The organism is Leptospira perolatii (assembly GCF_002811875.1).
In the GTDB taxonomy this organism is placed as follows: domain Bacteria; phylum Spirochaetota; class Leptospiria; order Leptospirales; family Leptospiraceae; genus Leptospira_B; species Leptospira_B perolatii.
This window is the reverse complement of sequence record NZ_NPDZ01000001.1, coordinates 647,459-662,783: the sequence shown is the minus strand read 5'-3', so window position 1 is coordinate 662,783 and position 15,325 is coordinate 647,459. Positions and strand designations below refer to the sequence as shown.

Genomic DNA, 15,325 nt, shown 5'->3' with positions numbered 1-15,325 from the left:
TCTAAGCTTTTGAAGGATTCCAATTCGTGCCAGGAAGTCTTGAGAAAAATCGTCCCTTTGCTTTCCGAAAAAACCAAGAAGGAAGCCGATGCATTTTCAAATCTGGTCAAATCGGAACTTATAAAGTGGAATGCCAAGGTCATCGATTTTTACCATCCTCATTACCCAAGCCTGTTAAAGGAAATCTACGATCCTCCAGCCAATCTATTTTGCATCGGGAACTCAGAAGTTTTGAAAGGCTGTCATATTTCCGTGGTCGGAACAAGAAAGCCCTCTCCTATCACAATTGCAGCCTCCAAAATTCTTCCAAAAGATTTGAAAGCTTGTGGGTATGACGGAGTTGTTTCTGGACTGGCGGCAGGGGTGGACGCAGCTGTGATGCAAGCGGCCCTGGAAAGCGATCTTGCGGTTATTGGCGTGATGGGAACCGGGCCGGAAATGGAATATCCTCCCTCTAACAAATTACTTTACAAAAAGCTTAAGCAAGGTTCTAAAACTGCGATCCTTACCGAATATCCTCCTGGCTTCTTAGTAAGAAAGTATGCCTTTCCGCGAAGAAACAGAATTATCACCGGAATAAGCGATCGCCTTCTAGTGCTCGAAGCCCCTGAAAAAAGTGGGGCGCTTTCTTCGGCTGCAAATGCAATCGAACAAAATCGAGAAGTCTACATTTTCGATCATCCGGATCAGATCTCGAATGCTGGAGGAAGAAAACTGTTGTTAGATGGAGCAAATCAGTTTACATTTTTAGAATCCGATTTCGGCACTAACATATTTCATTTTAACGAACAACTTCCCAATGAATTTGAAGGGGTTTCCAGAATGCTTGCCCAATTTTCAAAAATGGAATCCGATGGCAGTTGGAAACATTTAGGACAAGGCTTTTTCCGACAAACCGCGCCGGAGCCAGACCGATGATCGAAGCAATAAAATCTTTTATCCAAAAATCAAAGCTACATCTAAAGGGAACTTCTCCTGCCTGGTCGGTAGGAATTTATAGATTCGTTTTCGGAATTCTATTACTGATTCTCACTCTTAGATATCTTGTCTACGGATGGTTGCCGAAATACTTTTTGAATCCATCGTTTCACTTTAAGTTTTTTGGATTCTCCTGGGTACATGTTTTACCGGCTTGGTTACTCTATCCACTGTTCTTTTTATTAGCTTTGTGTTCGATCGGAATCGCTCTTGGAGTTCTTTATCGAGCTTGTATCGTAATTTATTTCTTCGGGTTTGTTTATTTTAATTTAATAGATGTAACAGTATATTTAAACCACTACTACTTGATCGCGCTTCTTCTCTGGATCCTTTTCTGGATACCTGCGGATAAAAGTCTATCTGTCTCTCACTTTTTGGAATCGTTTCGTCAAGGTAGATGGACAGTTCCAAGAATTCCTACCTGGGGACTTTGGATTCTGAGATTCCAAATCGGATGCGTATATTTTTTCGGAGGTTTAGCAAAGATTGTTCCGGACTGGTTATTTCAAGCTCAACCACTCAGGATTTGGCTCCTGCGAAACACTGATTTTCCGATTTTGGGTAGCTTCTTTTCAATGCCAATTGCCGGATATTTATTCAGTTATCTCGGTTTGTTTTTTGATCTATTTGTCCCCTTTTTACTTTTAAGTAAACGGTTTAAGCTTTTCGGATATAGCCTGGTTCTGATCTTTCATTTGATCACTTGGAGACTCTTCCCAATCGGAATGTTCCCTTGGGTGATGATTTGCAATGCCACCTTATTTCTATCCCCTTCTTGGCCCTTGAAACTGCGAAATTTCTTAAAAAGAAGAGTGCTATTCCCTTACGGTGGACCAAGGAATTTATTTTATTTTGTCTGGGAAAAACTTCCGTTTAGAATTAGATACCGTTTTGGAAAACTAATACTTAAGATTTTAAGTGTATTCGAAAATCTGAATGCTTGGGGCCATAATCTGAGTTCTCGCCTCCCGCATCTGCTTTCTTTCCCACCGAGATTAGCTGCAGGATTTTGGATTTCCTACGTATCGCTTCAGTTATTTCTTCCGGTCCGTCACTTTCTTTACCCTGGAAATCATCTTTGGACCGAACAGGGATTTCGATTTGCATGGCATATCATGCTGATCCAAAAAAATGGAATTGCATCGTTTAGAGTTTTAAACCTAAGAACAGGCGAACAACAGTTCGTTCTTCCGGAAACGTATCTGTCCGAAATGCAAAAAACAATGATGAGCACACAGCCGGATCTGATCCTGCAATTCGCTCACTATATCGGAAAACTCGAAATGGAAAGAACCGGCGATTCGGTTGCCGTTTTCGCAGATGTTACCGTTTCCTTGAACGGAAAAAGAAGCAGGATTTTTATCGATCCAAAGAGGGACTTAATGAAGGTAGAAGAAGGATTTTTGCATAAAGATTGGATCCTTCCGGAAGACTAAGCTATCTAAAAATGCCTCAGAGTTAAATGCTCATAAAGCTTCTCATCGAAATCGATTTATGCTCGAACCCTTCGTGTATGAATTCGATTTTTTCGTCCCTTCCCATTGACCCCAAAACGTAAAAAATAGGATCGAAGTGTTCGGTCGTAGGTACGGATAATTTTGCAGCCTCTCCTACTTTAGAATATTCTAAAATAGCTAAATCATTTCTTTCAATTAAAGCTTCCCGAACATATCTGTCAAACTCGATTGCCCATTCGTAAGGAGGAATTTCCGGGTGATGAAAGTCGGCCAATCTCAGATTATGGACTATATTTCCGCTACCTAAAATCAATACATCCTTCTTTCTGAGTTCGTGCAATTTGCTTCCGATTTCCATTTTTTCTTCAGGGCTCAGATTTATATCCATGCTCAGTTGCAAAACAGGAATCTCTGCTTTCGGATAAATATGTAGCAAGACAGCCCAAGCTCCGTGATCCAGTCCCCATTCTTCCGTGGTCAAGGCACCATCGTGCTTTAGGAATTCTGCAATTTCTTTTGCCAACTCAGGATTGCCCGGAGGGTGGTACTCTATCTCATAAAGCTCTTTAGGAAATCCATAAAAGTCATAAATCTGCTCCGGCGCTTTTGCCGAAGTTACGAAGGTCCCGCGACTCTGCCAATGCGCAGAAATGACAAGAATCGCTTTTGGCTCTTTCAACTTCGACACAAGGTTTTCCAAATTCTTTGTATAAGAATTTTTTTGAGTCGCATTCATCGGGGAGCCATGACCAATAAAAAGTACGGGCATCATAGTTTTAGTAAAGCGGTCACTCCTGTATTTAGGCAAACAAATTATTTGGGCGTTTGGTGTAGAATTAGAGTTAATCCGAGTTTAGTGGCTGGTTCAAATTTGAGAACATCGGACCAAAGCCTTTTTTGCTAATAAACCAGAATATTGCTCGGGCAATAAAATAGATTTAACTGTTGTCAGGGCAACAACGACTAACGTTCAATATTTTCTTTTGTCTCTTAACAATGTCAGAATGTAAGGCACGATTTCGGCATTAAAATCCTTAGAATCAAAGTTAATATTTTTTGAAATACTGCCGAAGAATACATCGTCTTATAAGGAAAGTATTGCGTGGCACCAAAAGATAAACAAAGCGAACTTGACTCAAAAAAATTGGATCCAGCAGACCAGCCATTTTCATCTCGGAAAGGATCCGATTTCCGTGGAAAGATTCGGCCAATTTTTTTAACAAGAACCTTCCTAGTTTCAATCTGTGGATTCATTTTGTTCCTGCTTTTTCATTGTAAGCAGGCTTCTATTTCGGAACCTTTGCAGTTTCAAAAAGTTCCCCAGGCAGAATTCTCTCCTTACCAAGCAAGTATCGACGGTAAACTAAGCGAGAATAGCCTCGAATATAGATTCAGGCTGAAAGTCGCAGAGAATATCAAGTTTAGAATGGAGATCTCCACGGATCACTCAGGTTTGGTCGCTTATCTAGTAAAGAAGAGCTGGTGGATGGATGAGAGATTCCCATGTATTCAAAAGCCAATGCAAGGAATGATCTTTTGTGAAACGGAGATCAACCCGATCCGCAAAGGAGACTATGCGATTGTACTCACGAAGGAACATAGTCCAGGTATAGAACCGATCTCTTATCGAGTATTTTCATCGATCCAAAGAAACGGCAGAGGAGATCCTTTCGTCTTATTATCTTGGGGAGAGGAAATTGCGGAATAGTAAGAAGCATGCAATCTTCGCACTACCGATTTTTCTAGTAATGTTTTTCGGTAACTGCAGACACGCATGGGTTAGATACGCTCAGGCCCCGCCTGAGTCTTGTAAGATTTATCCTAGTTCCAGAGAGTGCAAAAAAGCATTAGAACTTAGGAATTCGATCACGGAACAAAAAGGACAAGTGCACAAGGTGCAACAAACCTATTACTTAATGGGTTTCTATCCTGCAGCGAGGGTCCTGGATACTGCGAATTATTGCCCCGAAGGGCCTAAGGTAGTGCATCAGTACACTTCTTTTTCCGATGGATTGTATGAACAACTTAGCCTCGGAATCTATTCTCCGCAAACCTTGGAGGTAGAATGTTATCCTTAAGTAAAACACTAGCACTATTCTCTTGCCTCATATTGACACTGAATTGCCATACCACAGTTGTTGTGCACAAAGAATCCGGAACTCCTGATTCTGTTTCAAAGGAGCAGACTTTTTCGCCTGATCGCACCTTTAGACAAGGCAGCTATCTTGTAGGAATTTACCCTTCGGAATCGGCTCCCGATATTTCTTGTCCCAGCGGAACTCCCGAAGTGAAAATGATCACTAGTTTTCGCGACGCTCTAATGCATGTACTGATCGGCGGAGTTTATACTACGAAGACTGTAGAAGTGTATTGCAAAAAATAGTAAATATCTCCAGAGCCTCAGATCTCTTTCCCAATCACACAAATTTCATTTCTTGAAAACTGACTTAGACTTTTTGCATTAGCGTTTCTTCTTTGTTTTGAGTGCTTTAAACTTAAGCAAAGATTTGGATTACAATTGCACTGCAGTCCGTTGCACATCGCAGAGCCATCCTGTAAGAGATGAACAAAGGTAGTAGTTTTGAAACTACTACTTCGACTAACACCAAACTGACTATAAGCGATAATTCGTATTTGGTTCGAAATAATCCTTTTACATTATTTTTTTCTTAAATGCGACTTACGTTTTCTCTCTCATCACGACGAAAGTGTATGTCAATTTATTAATATTTAATCCCCATTGACAAACGAGAGTCTTCCGATATATTGATCGCTAATCAGCTATCATTTTCACAAAAAGAGTTCCTCTATGATCACGCGCATTCATTCTGTTTATTCCGTAAAAAAAGTTATTTGCTCCATCATCTTATTAGGAACTTTACAAAACTGTATGGCTTGGCCTCTCTTCACGGTCGCCGCCGGACTTGCAGCGGGCAAAAAAGGAGGCGGTAAGTCCTTAATGTTTTTACCGGGTGGAGACAATCCGCCAGAACTTTCAAGAATAGAGATTTCTTCCACTGCAGATAGCTTTGCGAAAACTACGACTCTTTCTCTCAAAGCAACAGCCATTTATTCCGACGGCACAAATCAAGACATTACAACTGAAGCAAGTTGGTCTTCCTCAGACGCAAATATCATCGAATTTGTTTCCAAGGCAAATGCGAAGGGAAAAGCAGTAGGTGTTGCGAAAGTAAAAATCGAATTCCAGGGGAAGACTGCACAGTTTACACTGACTGTCACACCTGCTCCTTTGATCGGTACGAATCTTACCTGCGCAGAGACAGGGAACCTTCCCAAAGGAATTACTAGGCAATGTACTCTCACCGGGAATTTTGCGGATGGGACAAACCAGAATCTGACTACGGATCCAGCAGCTCAATGGGACACTCTGGATTCGAGTAAAGCCACAGTCGATTCAAATGGATTGGTAACTGCAGTTGATGCAGGCTCTACTCAAATACGTGCAAAGTACCACGGCTTCACCGCACTCTTACCTATTACCGTCAGTACAGCTACTTTGGTTTCGCTCGCAGTCACTCCGACAAACAAATCGCTTCCATTGGGGAAAAAACAACAGTACACCGCGACCGGAACTTATAGTGACAACTCAAATGTGGATATTACTGGTTCTGTAACATGGAGTACTGGAAATGGTGGAATCGCGACAATCTCTACTTCTGGATTCTTGTCTACTCAGTCCGAAGGTGGAACCGAGGTAATTGCAACTCTGGGCACGGTCAGCAATCAAACTAATGTAACCGTAACTCCGGCAGTATTGGAAACGATCACGATTACTCCCGCTGCACCAAGCATTGCGAAAGGTAGAATCGAAAATATGATCGCTACCGGAAATATGTCCGACGGTACTACCACACCTATTACCGACCAAGTTACTTGGTCGAGCGGTGACGACTTGGTTGTAGATGTAGCAAACGGTGCAGGTCTGCACGGTCGCGCTACCGCAAAAAAGGTAGGAAGTACTAGCGTCCAAGCAGAGATCGGTGGAATTTCCGCTAGTGTCACATTCACTGTCACAGCTGCGGTAATCGATTCAATAGAAGTACATGCGGATGATTCTTCAATTCCAAAAGGAACCAATACGTTAGTGACCGCGACCGCAATTTTTTCGGATGGCACAAATCAAAACGTTTCGGACCAAGTATCTTGGAACACCTCGAGTTCTTCTATTTTACAATTAGGAGTCTTAACTGCCGGACCTAAGAAAAGAGTTAATTCTCCTAATAACGGAAGCACTGGCACTGCAAGGATAACAGCTACACTCGGAGCAAACAGCGGCTTTGCGGATATCATAGTAGCCGCTCCGATTCTAGTTTCGATACAAGTAGATCCTACGAATCCAAGTGTAGCGAAAGGTTTAACAAAAACCTTCTCTGCAACCGGAACCTATTCGGATACTTCCACTCAGACTTTGACTACTCTAGTTACTTGGAATTCCTCGAATCAAAGCGTAGCGGAAATCAGCAACGCAGGCGGCTCTGAAGGAATTGCTACAACCAAGATCGTAGGTGCTACGAACATCACAGCTACTTTAGGCTCAGTCACTTCTCCTATTAGTGTACTTACGGTTACAACAGAAGAGCTTTTGGACATCACGATTGCACCTTCTCCTACTCTAAGTATCGCCAAAGGCAGAAATCAAAACTTTACCGCAACGGGCCACTACACCGACGGAAGTACTCCGACTATCACTGATCAAGTTACTTGGTCATCTACGGACACTACGAATGCTCAGATTAGCAATGATCCTGGCACGAAAGGAAAATTAACTGCTTTAGTACTAGGCACTGCTCAAATCAAAGCGAAGCTAGGATCCGTAGAGAGTCCGAGTACTCTTGTAACAGTCACCGCAGCAGAATTAGACAGCATTCAAGTGACTCCGATCAACGCGAGTGTTGCCAAAGGTTTAACAAAACCTTATACTGCAATGGGAACCTATTCGGATAATAACACTCTCGATATTACTACTCAAGTCACTTGGGATTCTAGTAGCACCGCAACTGCGGAAATCAGCAATGCAGATCCAACCAGAGGAGTTGCTAGTTCCAAAGCGGTCGGAACCACTACAATCTCTGCTCAATTGGGAACAGTAACAGGAAGCACTCAACTACAAGTGACGGCGAAAGAGTTGGTCTCAATTGCAGTTTCACCAACCAACCCATCGATCTTTACAAGCCAGACCCAAGACTTTAGCGCAACTGGTACCTACACCGATTCTACCACCAATGATTTGACTACTCAGGTAACTTGGTCTCCGAGCAGTAACGGAGTCGCTACGATCAGTAATGCTCCCGGAACCCAGGGTCGAGCTACAGGTGTGATCGCGGGAACAAGTACGATCACCGCGACTTTTGGATCCATTACTGGAAGTACCGTATTGACGGTAGCGACCCTGGATACGACTGCTCCGACAGTTACAAACGTCGTGTCTTTAACTCCGACAACAATCAAAGTAACTTTCTCGGAACCGGTGAATTCTACCCAAGCAACCACTGCTTCGAATTATAAAGTTGTTCTTACTTCGGGAATGACCGGTACTTGCTCGAACAATAGTAACTTCTCTTCTAGTTCCGCGATTTCGGTGTCCTCCGTTAGTGGAACCGGTTCCGTGTACACTCTGACTTTAGGATCTTCTCAAAATTCAGGAACGAATTATACGTTGGTCGTAAATAAGATCGGCATCCAAGATTTGGCTCCAAGCCCGAACTCCTTGGGTTGTCCGAATAACGCTGATTTTGTGGGATTGGAACAGCTAAAAGTAAGCTCTGCTTCTTGTTCGTCCACATCTCAAGTAATCGTTAACTTCTCTAAACCTGTGAAGGTCGGAAATAACGTCGATGGCTCTGCGGAATGTACTTCTGCGATCCAGTGTGCCAAGAGATTCAAACTCTCTGGAACTTCGAATTTGGGAGATATTACCCAGGCAAGAATTTTGGATGGAACTGTTTGCGGTGGAGCGGCTGCGGATACTTCTAAGGTGTGTTTGTCTCATAGCTTGCTGCAATCAGGTGCCCAGTACCAAGTCACAGTTGCAAACGGTCTGGACGGAGACGGATTTGATAACTCCACCTTTGGATCTCTCCGGGATTCGGCGGATTCTGAAAATGTGCAATCATCTCCAAGAGATAGGGCTACATTCTTAGGCTGCGGAAGTTCCCCAGTGAATTTCAATGATGGGCCGATCAGCACGGATCCGTTCGCAGATAATTCCTCCTTTGGATATCTAACTGATTACAACGGTAAGATCTATATCGGTCCGAATGTTCTGGGTAATGCGGCTACAAGATTCCAGTATGACGGATCTTCTCCTGAGTCGATTCAATTCACCTTTGCAAAAGACACTGATAATTCTAACTCTGGAACGAGCGGAAACACTGCAACCACTCGAGACGGTTCTATTACTGTGCCACCTTATGTTACTTTGGGACACTCAGGTTGTACTCAAAACAACGCGAACCTTTCTACTGGATGCGGGCCGGATAACGAGGATGGAAGAGGAGTGTTCGCGACTGGAATGTTAGGCAGCACTCCGAATATATTCATCGCGGCCGCTCGTTCTGGTCAAAATTTCGATTATCTGTATTATAGCTCCGATATAGATTCCAGCTTAGATTTCAAATACATCGATTTGGGAACGATCACTGGAACCGTGACCGCTGGAACTTCTTCCATCGGAGTACTAAATAACCGAGTATTTGTAGGATTTGCGAAAGAGAATACCGGAGAATCCAACGCACCTGACTTCGGATTCGTTACTTTCAATTCTGCGGATTCCGGAACTGGGAATTGTACGATTGGCACTAGCTGCGACGCTAACGACGGAACCAAAGGAAGAAGAGTGAGAATCGACTTCTTGTCGTTCTTTGGAGGAGGATCAGCTGGTACGGATAACACAAGTCCGAACTGGGGTTACTATATTGGGGTAGATTCCATCTTTGTGTTCCGGAACTTTATTTATGCTGCAAACGGCGGACACCATAAACTAGATCACAACGGATCGATTATCCGCTCCACAGGCGCAGATCCAACTACGGCTTGTTCGGCGATAAACACCTGCACAAACTGGACGGAAGTGGGACCAAGGACAAATGCTAAATGGTACAACTCTTCCCCCGGAACTTCAAATCGCTACTCTTTGGAACTCACGAAGTTCTTCGATTTGATTCCAGGAGATAAAGCATTCTCAATGTTTGCTCAGTACAACGGAAACTTGTATGTGACAAGGACTACCTGCCAAGTAACCCAGTCCACTGCGACTACCTTCCGAACAGGCATTACTACAATTGCAGGCTGTACAGACGGAACTGATACAAACCGAAGGGCTCAGCTTTGGAAATGCGTACCAGAAACGAGCGGAGGCACGGATACATGCGACGCAGGTGACTGGTCTGTGGTTGGAGATGACGGAACCGGAAACACCAACTTTGGGGAAGATACCAACAGAACGATCACCATGGTGGTCAAGAACGGCGCATACCTGTATGTAGGATTCGATAACCCGACTACCGGAATCCAGGTTTGGAGGACTGGTGACACCAACCCAGGATCCTCTTCTTCTTCCTGGACAAAAATCGGAGGAAACGGACTGGGAGACGCTACGAATATCAAACAGATCTTCTCTGCTACTTCTGTTCCAGTGGGTGGTGTGAATTATCTGTACGTAAGCGCGGGTAAGAATGGAGTTCCAGTTCGTGTATATAGGCAACAAAATGAATAGGCAGGAGAAGAAACAAAAAGAACCGGGAGTAATCGTTATGAATCCAGCAGCAAAAAAGAGAGCAAAGATTTTAGGAATCTTCGGATTTCTAATCTTGGTAGCAATCCTATCAGAAGGATGCAGGCATGCGTGGGTGCGTTATCCGCAACTTCCACCAGAAGCTTGCAGAATCTATCCTAGTTCTAGGGAATGCAGGAGAGCCTTGGATGCCAGAGATACGAACCAGCAATCCAGTTCCGGATCGGTACACAAAATTAAACAAGACTATTACTTTTTTGGACTCTATCCTGGAATTCAGGTGCTAGACACCTCACAGTACTGTCCGGATGGACCTAAATTGGTCCACCAGTACACTTCTACTACGAACGCAATATGGGAACAGGTAAGTCTGGGAGTGTATTCTCCTCAGACTGTGGAGGTAGAATGTTATCCTTGATCCGCAAAAGCACAATCTTAGGTTCGATTCTGATCTTCCTAGTCCTAAATTGCCACAGTACTGCGGTGATTTATAAGGAGCCGGTGATTCCTGTTGCAAACACTGAGAAACATTCTCCACCGGAGGAGAAGCTGAATCAGGGAAGTTATGTATTCGGAATTTACCCAAGTTCTCCTGCACAAGAGATTTCTTGTCCCGGTGGGGCGAATTATCCAGAGGTGGTCATGACTACGGGAGTCTGGGACTCTGTGATCCATATTCTGATCGGCGGAGTCTACACCAGAAAGACCGTAGAGATTTATTGTAAGAAATAACGCTCCGTCGTATTATTGGACCCAGTCTAAGAGATTTACATGCCTAGCTGGGTCTTCGATTATATTGTTCTGCCAATCGGCATTTATCTAGCAAGGGTAACCGACGTTAGCATCGGTACGGTTCGAATCATCCTGATTTCAAAGGAAAGAAAGCTTCTGGCAGCAGGCCTTGGATTTCTGGAAGTTTTGCTCTGGTTGATCGTAATTACCCAAATTATGAAAAATCTAAACAACGTGCTCTGTTACGTAGCTTACGCTGGTGGATTTGCTACGGGAACCTATCTCGGGATGATCGTGGAAGAAAAGTTAGCCATAGGCCTTTCTCTGATTCGGATCATCGTTCCAAATAAAGGGGAAGAAATCGTTAGAAACTTAACGAAAGCCGGATTTAGGACAACCTGCTTGGAAGCTACGGGCTCCAGGGGACCGGTAAAAGTGATCCTTTCCCTGCTCCGCAGAAAAGATGTTCCAGTGGCCCTAGCTCTAGTAGGAGAAACGGCTCCTGGTGCGTTTTATACGGTCGAGAATGCGAGAAAAACGAGCGATCCAGGACTCTGGGAGGAAGGAGAGACGGATGTGGCTGCCTTCGCTAACATCCTGTGGAGAAGACAATCGAGAATCCGAAAATAGGATTCTCTAGAAAAAGAAAAGCCCGGGGTGGACCCCGGGCTCATTTTTCCAAAGAAAGCTAAGCTGGAACCTTGATTAAAAACTTTCGGATCTCCTTATGCATAAAGGCCGGAAAGTTTAAATTATAGTCTGGCAGCAGCAACTTCCAATCATCCTTACGGATGAATTTTCGACAAGACTGAGCACCACAACGACACTCGAAGGTCTGGTCAAAGTTTACCACGAAATTTGCGTAATCAATGGTAAGCTCCTCTCCTACTTCGATGTCCCTCTTTGCTATGATATTATCGTTTTGGTCGTACCACATGTTTGGGTTACAAGAATGATTCATGAAATTGGAGTTGTTTACGACGAATTCGGATCCACTCGGACCGGTCATCAGTCCAAAATCCACGTCATATCCGTATTTCATGAAGATTTCCCTCTCGGATTCGGGTAGGGCTTCGACTTCAGGTACTGATAGTACGCTCCAGCCGAACTCTTCGTCCTCGATCCACTCGCTATAGCTGAATAATAGAGTACCCTTAGCTATGGGCGCCGAGGCGAAAATCCCGTTCTCCCCGAACTTGTTCGTGCGTCTTTCGATCATGCAAGATCAACCTGCTCTTCCCCAATTTGGCGGGGGCAAAATTTTTATCAGTCAAGACTAGGATCGAAAAAACTTCAATTAAAATAAAGAAATGTCTCTACCTAGTCGTGGAAAAACAAAGAAGGTAGCCAGCCGAATTTTTCCCTCCATTCCACGGCCAAGGCTCCTTCTCTCTTTAGACGACGAAGTCCTTGAGTCCCCAGCTCGAATACGAAGTTGGAATGAGTAAAGAGAGATGTTCTAGAGCTGGCCTCGGAAATACGAGAAGAGTCTCTTCCGAACTCCAAAAAGCAGGTTAGACCAAAGTTATTATTCCATTTTTCCAGAAGACCCTCCAATTGCTGGGAAAAATCTCTTCCTTCTCCGTCCAAGCCCATGCGAGTCGCATTCACTAAGACCGGCAAAATTCTGGGGGAGGTCATTCCCAACTTGCCGTCCGAAATTTGTTTGCAAAAAGCGTCGGCTTGCGTGAGCGATTCTGCAAAACCGAGAATGATTGGATGTTCTAGATCTGAGACTTCCCTCAGGACCCGACCCAACTTGAGAGCTTCCTCCATACCCAGACTACCCTTGGGCAGGATGATGACCGGTTGAATTTTTCTTTTGGTGATTTTGAACAACCATCTCAACAGACGAATCGGTCGGTCTTTGGAAAGTGAAATCAAAGTAAACAGCATGACTTGGATTCCTGCTTATATGATATCTATTCTTTTGTATAGTATTATTCTCGGCAAAGTATCGAATGTGAGAAGGAAAAAATTCACATTGCACGAGGACAAACTCCCGGTTATCCCAGAAGGAGTTCCGACCAAAAAAGTATATTACAATAATCTAATTTTCCTAACTTACTTTCTTAGAAAAAACGCCACAGCTACGACACAAATCTCATTCTTACAGTCCACTATGTCTCATAGAAAGAACAGAAGAATTCGAAAAAACCAAATTTTGAAAAACGGCTTGAGCGTATTTGCTATGAGTATAGATTTCGGATCTAATTTTTACCCATCTTTTGCGAGGTGAACGCCTATGAATGGAAAGAGAATCGTATCTAAGCAAGATCACCAAAGGATTCTTTCTAAAATAGAAAGTCCTGAAAAGCCGGAAGCTTCGCACCAACCCACACTTCAATTACTCAAGAAGGAACTTTCTAAAGCAAAGAAGATCGATCCAAAAGAAGTGCCACAAGACCTCATAACGATGAACTCTAAATTTGTGCTGAAAGACATAGGAGATGCAAAGGCCTATCAATTCACTTTGGTCTATCCGGAGGACTTTGAGCCAAAAGAGGGAAAAATTTCAGTGTTATCACCTCATGGAACCGCTTTGATTGGGATAAGAGTAGGTGAAGTGGTCCGATGGCCTTTCGCAGGAGGAGAAAAGTATCTGAGAGTTCAGGAGTTGCTTTACCAACCAGCGGCGTCAGATCATTTTCACCTTTAATCTGTGAATCAGACCTTTATTCTTCCATTTATAAAATGTATCTAATTCCGTGACTTTTACAATAAACACCTAACAATAACTCGTTTTTTTAATCCCTAAGCTCTGCCAAGCTTCACTTGTTAGTGATTAGCTACTAACAAGTCGAATGGAGGATGACTCCCCCTCGCTACAGTCGCGTTATTCGCGCCTTCCGCTACCCCCTCGCCGGGAGCTTCTTTCCTGCGAAGCCCGGAACCCGGCTCGACCTTGCTTCTTTTTTCTATTTTATCCCGGTCCTTCATACTTTAAGAAGCTGTTACCAATGAATGAAGAAAATCACGAAATTTTCTGAACGTCTCGGTCCTCTTAATAGATTCACGCCTCAAATCTATCAAATAGAATCAGAATTCATATTGACACTGTTATCAAATTTGGTAACATTCTATTATTATAAATGCCTCTTAAAGTTATAGAGAAGAGGAAGTGACCTAAAGGAGCCCTTGAACTTCCAGCTCTGGAAAAGAGAAAGTATGCTACTCTATTGCGAGAACTCGAAGTTTCAGGACCGATTAGAAAAATTGGCCAAACTTCTCTCCCTTAGGGAAAAATAAATATCACTGTCATTTATCATATAGCTGGGTCGCTTGCTGGGAATATGTGAAAGGGTCAATAGTGATTGAGGTGTATTATGTTGGTAGTCGTGAAAACGCCCCTTACTGAAGTGAGAGTCATAGGTGAAATTCCAGAAAAACTTCTTGATGTATTAAAGGAAGAATTCGGAAAGAAAGTAAAGATCGAGAAGGATAACCCTGTCTCGTTTAGAAAAGGAGAGTTCTTTCAAAAAAATAAAAACAGTTACTGCAGTTTCTGTGCTGAGATAGTATTCACCTGACAGTCATCGAAAAACCGGTGGCCCCAGCTTCTTCTAAAAGAGAATTCAATGGAAACAGTTTTATGGCCTACATGCGGATGCAATGATTGTCTCGGATACTGTTACAGTCTATTCTGCGAATTTTCGTCAGATTTTTCGGGTCGTTTTCTTTTTGCATATTGGAACAAGAAAGATTCTTCATTTCGATATCCACACGAATCCCACCACAAAATGGATGAGAAAAGTTCTGAAATTTGCTATAAGGAAACGCTGCGGTAAAGACTTTCGCTATTTTCTTTCGGATAATGATCCTCTCTTCGGAAGACGATTTACAACCTATTTAGAAAGATTAGGTATCAAACATAAAAAAACAGCCCCACGCTCTCCTTGGCAAAACTGCGATGCGGAACGATGGATTAAAACTTGTAGAAACGAATTTCTAGACTTCTTCATTCCAATAAATGAATACCATTTATTAAGAAATTTAGATGAATTCATTCATTTTTATAATCATCACAGAACCCATTTAGCCTTAGAAAAGGACACCCCCGTGCCTTCTACAGGAAGAAGTTCTTATATCCTCGGTCAATCATTCTGAATAAAAATTAATCGAAAAATTCTCTGTTACGTTAGTTTTTGCGAGGCTGAAGTAATATTTAGGAGCTCAAGGATAGGCTTTTCGATTATAAGAGCTGAACTATTACCGTGTTGTATGAGTTTTTTAATCATAAAAACCTCCGTAACAATAAAGTATATACAATAGTATTACCAAGTCAAGGAGTATTTTTAAGGCTTTTGCGTCTAAACGACCAAGGCCTGCAAGTTCGCTTAAACACAGGGCTTCCCCTCCGTTAACGCAACCACTCTTTCCGCATCTTCAAAAATAAAGTTGCCTG

14 protein-coding genes and 2 pseudogenes are annotated in these 15,325 nt (G+C 43.1%); 12 read left to right on the top strand and 4 right to left on the bottom strand.

Annotated features, from left to right (window positions below; translation table 11 throughout):
• Nucleotides 1-39: 39 nt before the first annotated feature.
• Together CH373_RS03115 and CH373_RS03110 are read left to right on the top strand one after the other, a co-directional pair.
• On the top strand, nucleotides 40-918 hold the full coding sequence (locus CH373_RS03115) for a DNA-processing protein DprA (protein WP_243393224.1): 879 nt from the start codon (nucleotides 40-42) through the stop codon (nucleotides 916-918).
• Entirely contained in the window at nucleotides 915-2,414 is a 1,500-nt protein-coding gene (locus CH373_RS03110) for an HTTM domain-containing protein (RefSeq protein ID WP_100712477.1), read from the top strand. The genes CH373_RS03115 and CH373_RS03110 overlap by 4 nt, the downstream gene beginning before the upstream one ends.
• A gap of 22 nt (nucleotides 2,415-2,436) precedes the next feature.
• On the opposite strand, the gene ygiD is transcribed toward CH373_RS03110, so the two are convergent.
• On the bottom strand, nucleotides 2,437-3,207 hold the full coding sequence (gene ygiD, locus CH373_RS03105; RefSeq protein WP_100712476.1) for a 4,5-DOPA-extradiol-dioxygenase: 771 nt from the start codon (nucleotides 3,205-3,207) through the stop codon (nucleotides 2,437-2,439).
• Between the two features lie 483 nt (nucleotides 3,208-3,690).
• On the opposite strand from ygiD, the gene CH373_RS03100 reads away from it, so the two are divergent.
• The 7 genes from CH373_RS03100 to CH373_RS03070 all read left to right on the top strand — a co-directional run bounded on the left by CH373_RS03100 (nucleotide 3,691) and on the right by CH373_RS03070 (nucleotide 11,550).
• The gene (locus tag CH373_RS03100; protein ID WP_125169873.1) at nucleotides 3,691-4,143 is read left to right on the top strand and encodes a hypothetical protein; all 453 of its coding nucleotides are present in this window, start codon (nucleotides 3,691-3,693) and stop codon (nucleotides 4,141-4,143) included.
• Complete coding sequence (locus CH373_RS03095) at nucleotides 4,133-4,513, top strand: Bor/Iss family lipoprotein (protein ID WP_423789745.1); 381 nt, start codon at nucleotides 4,133-4,135, stop codon at nucleotides 4,511-4,513. Before CH373_RS03100 ends, CH373_RS03095 begins: the two co-directional genes overlap by 11 nt.
• Nucleotides 4,501-4,818 carry a Bor/Iss family lipoprotein gene (locus CH373_RS03090; protein WP_100712474.1) on the top strand — a complete coding sequence of 106 codons (318 nt, stop codon included), beginning with the start codon at nucleotides 4,501-4,503 and terminating at the stop codon, nucleotides 4,816-4,818. Before CH373_RS03095 ends, CH373_RS03090 begins: the two co-directional genes overlap by 13 nt.
• A gap of 507 nt (nucleotides 4,819-5,325) precedes the next feature.
• Nucleotides 5,326-10,170: a beta strand repeat-containing protein gene (locus CH373_RS03085; RefSeq protein WP_100712473.1), complete on the top strand. Its 4,845-nt coding sequence runs from the start codon at nucleotides 5,326-5,328 to the stop codon at nucleotides 10,168-10,170.
• Between the two features lie 37 nt (nucleotides 10,171-10,207).
• Nucleotides 10,208-10,606, top strand: a complete 399-nt coding sequence (locus tag CH373_RS03080) for a Bor/Iss family lipoprotein (RefSeq protein WP_100712594.1) — start codon at nucleotides 10,208-10,210, stop codon at nucleotides 10,604-10,606.
• Nucleotides 10,594-10,920, top strand: coding sequence for an LIC_10461 domain-containing protein (locus tag CH373_RS03075; protein ID WP_100712472.1), 327 nt, complete (start codon nucleotides 10,594-10,596; stop codon nucleotides 10,918-10,920). The genes CH373_RS03080 and CH373_RS03075 overlap by 13 nt, the downstream gene beginning before the upstream one ends.
• 39 nt (nucleotides 10,921-10,959) lie before the next feature.
• Complete coding sequence (locus CH373_RS03070) at nucleotides 10,960-11,550, top strand: DUF2179 domain-containing protein (protein WP_100712471.1); 591 nt, start codon at nucleotides 10,960-10,962, stop codon at nucleotides 11,548-11,550.
• 58 nt (nucleotides 11,551-11,608) lie between these two features.
• Here CH373_RS03070 and CH373_RS03065 read toward each other — a convergent pair whose 3' ends face one another.
• Nucleotides 11,609-12,139: an SET domain-containing protein gene (locus CH373_RS03065; protein WP_100712470.1), complete on the bottom strand. Its 531-nt coding sequence runs from the start codon at nucleotides 12,137-12,139 to the stop codon at nucleotides 11,609-11,611.
• 101 nt (nucleotides 12,140-12,240) lie between these two features.
• Nucleotides 12,241-12,816 (bottom strand): hypothetical protein, encoded by a 576-nt coding sequence (locus tag CH373_RS03060; protein ID WP_100712469.1) that lies wholly within the window; start codon nucleotides 12,814-12,816, stop codon nucleotides 12,241-12,243.
• A gap of 19 nt (nucleotides 12,817-12,835) precedes the next feature.
• On the opposite strand from CH373_RS03060, the gene CH373_RS03055 reads away from it, so the two are divergent.
• The 3 genes and pseudogenes from CH373_RS03055 to CH373_RS03040 all read left to right on the top strand — a co-directional run.
• Nucleotides 12,836-13,159 carry a hypothetical protein gene (locus tag CH373_RS03055; RefSeq protein ID WP_125169871.1) on the top strand — a complete coding sequence of 108 codons (324 nt, stop codon included), beginning with the start codon at nucleotides 12,836-12,838 and terminating at the stop codon, nucleotides 13,157-13,159.
• A gap of 6 nt (nucleotides 13,160-13,165) precedes the next feature.
• On the top strand, nucleotides 13,166-13,579 hold the full coding sequence (locus CH373_RS03050; RefSeq protein WP_100712467.1) for a GreA/GreB family elongation factor: 414 nt from the start codon (nucleotides 13,166-13,168) through the stop codon (nucleotides 13,577-13,579).
• A gap of 908 nt (nucleotides 13,580-14,487) precedes the next feature.
• Nucleotides 14,488-15,027, top strand: a pseudogene (locus tag CH373_RS03040) (integrase core domain-containing protein); the annotation flags it as partial.
• Nucleotides 15,028-15,074: 47 nt separating this feature from the next.
• On the opposite strand, the pseudogene CH373_RS18900 reads toward CH373_RS03040, so the two are convergent.
• Nucleotides 15,075-15,158 (bottom strand): annotated as a pseudogene (locus CH373_RS18900) (AbrB/MazE/SpoVT family DNA-binding domain-containing protein); the annotation flags it as partial.
• Nucleotides 15,159-15,325: the final 167 nt, after the last annotated feature.

What these genes read in the sequence shown, in the direction of transcription:
- CH373_RS03110 (WP_100712477.1), top strand. Translation starts at nt 915, where the DNA reads ATGATCGAAGCAATAAAATCTTTTATCCAAAAATCAAAGCTACATCTA.
- ygiD (WP_100712476.1), bottom strand. Translation starts at nt 3,207, where the DNA reads ATGATGCCCGTACTTTTTATTGGTCATGGCTCCCCGATGAATGCGACT.
- CH373_RS03090 (WP_100712474.1), top strand. Translation starts at nt 4,501, where the DNA reads ATGTTATCCTTAAGTAAAACACTAGCACTATTCTCTTGCCTCATATTG.
- CH373_RS03085 (WP_100712473.1), top strand. Translation starts at nt 5,326, where the DNA reads ATGGCTTGGCCTCTCTTCACGGTCGCCGCCGGACTTGCAGCGGGCAAA.
- CH373_RS03080 (WP_100712594.1), top strand. Translation starts at nt 10,208, where the DNA reads ATGAATCCAGCAGCAAAAAAGAGAGCAAAGATTTTAGGAATCTTCGGA.
- CH373_RS03075 (WP_100712472.1), top strand. Translation starts at nt 10,594, where the DNA reads ATGTTATCCTTGATCCGCAAAAGCACAATCTTAGGTTCGATTCTGATC.
- CH373_RS03070 (WP_100712471.1), top strand. Translation starts at nt 10,960, where the DNA reads ATGCCTAGCTGGGTCTTCGATTATATTGTTCTGCCAATCGGCATTTAT.
- CH373_RS03065 (WP_100712470.1), bottom strand. Translation starts at nt 12,139, where the DNA reads ATGATCGAAAGACGCACGAACAAGTTCGGGGAGAACGGGATTTTCGCC.
- CH373_RS03060 (WP_100712469.1), bottom strand. Translation starts at nt 12,816, where the DNA reads ATGCTGTTTACTTTGATTTCACTTTCCAAAGACCGACCGATTCGTCTG.
- CH373_RS03055 (WP_125169871.1), top strand. Translation starts at nt 12,836, where the DNA reads ATGATATCTATTCTTTTGTATAGTATTATTCTCGGCAAAGTATCGAAT.
- CH373_RS03050 (WP_100712467.1), top strand. Translation starts at nt 13,166, where the DNA reads ATGAATGGAAAGAGAATCGTATCTAAGCAAGATCACCAAAGGATTCTT.